A 1,303-nucleotide genomic window follows, 5' to 3' on the forward strand; every position below is an offset into this window, starting at 1 on the left:
TTGGTATTTCAGAACAATATTCGGCCAGGAATCCGAGAAGGACATCGAAAAGGCTCGCCGGCGCTCTACTCGAACTGCCGATGTTGCGGGTGTATTGGTACGACTCTGCCCGCAACGGGATCCCGGACGCGCAGCAGGAACGCATCGGCGAACTCCCGAAAGTGAAGCTCCGACTCGGACGGTTCGGCGTCAACGGCGAGCAGAAGGGCGTCGATCTTCGGATCGGCCTCGACCTGGTGGCCCATGCCCGCAACAGGGCATCCGATGTGTTCTTCCTCGTCTCCGGCGACGACGACCTCGCCGAAGCAGTCGAAGAGGCCCAGGTGCACGGAGTGCAGGTCCTGCTGCTCGCGGTACCGACCGCCGACGGTAAAGCGCACGGCGTGAGCCGGCATCTGGTCCGCGGCCGATGACCTCGACAACATCGACGGCGCGGCGCTCGATGCCGCAGTGGTCAAAGTCGATCGCCACCCCGGGCCGGCGCCGAGACCCCCGCACCGGCCGTCGATGTCGACGACGACCGCAGCGGCGGCGCACCCGCCCACTCGCACTCCCCTCGACCTCGCGAGGCCTCAGCACACCCCGACAACGCCGCGACCGACATCGGTTCTGGCGTACAGTGTTTCAACGGGATCGCCCGCCCACAACCCGCACGGGTACGGTGACGACAACGACGAGCACGGCCCACTGATCGACGACGTCGTCTCCCGCGTTCTCACAGCGTTTCAGGAAAGCGCGACCGGTGAGGACCAACTCGAACTTCAGGCGGCGCGGCCCTCGATTCCACCGGACATCGACCGCGCACTTCTGCGGGACGCCTGCGACGTCACCCAGAAGTACGACCTGGACGAGAAGATCCGATACCGGTTGCGGGCACGGTTCTGGACGAAGTACGACCACTCCTGCGCCACGCCGCGAAGCTGACACACACCGACCCCGACGAACACCAGAGCACCGGCGCGAAAAAATGCAGTGCTGCAACAGATTCCGAACACACTGGACTGTCGGTGGGTACTGTCACGATGTTCCCATGGACCCCCGTGATGAACCGTTGACCGTTCCCGACGACTGCGTTCGGTGGTGCAGCGCCCGCGATCAAGGTCTTGCGGTGCTCGACGACATGGCCCTCGTCGACCTCGACTGGTGGAACACCCGCCTCGATCGCCACCGGATCCCGGTGCGGATCGCCGGCCACGACCGCGACGGACACCAGATAGACACCGGGACAGCGTATCTGAGCCGCAGTGATCTTCAGTGCGAGAGCGGCACCCTCGAAGTCGACGGTTGGCGGGATCTGAGCGCC

The 1,303-nt window shown here is 65.0% G+C and carries 3 protein-coding genes; all 3 read left to right on the top strand.

The features are described 5' to 3' along the window. A partial coding sequence (locus ABVB68_RS36775) for an NYN domain-containing protein (protein WP_353605571.1) occupies nucleotides 1-413 on the top strand: 413 nt, incomplete at its 5' end. Nucleotides 414-507: 94 nt separating this feature from the next. Next, a complete protein-coding gene (locus tag ABVB68_RS36780) occupies nucleotides 508-924 on the top strand; it encodes a hypothetical protein (protein ID WP_350834936.1) in 417 nt (138 codons plus the stop codon). Between the two features lie 106 nt (nucleotides 925-1,030). Then, a partial coding sequence (locus tag ABVB68_RS36785) for a hypothetical protein (RefSeq protein ID WP_353605572.1) occupies nucleotides 1,031-1,303 on the top strand: 273 nt, incomplete at its 3' end.

It is taken from the genome of Streptomyces sp. NPDC096012 (assembly GCF_040426375.1).
Taxonomy (GTDB): Bacteria; Actinomycetota; Actinomycetes; order Streptomycetales; family Streptomycetaceae; genus Streptomyces.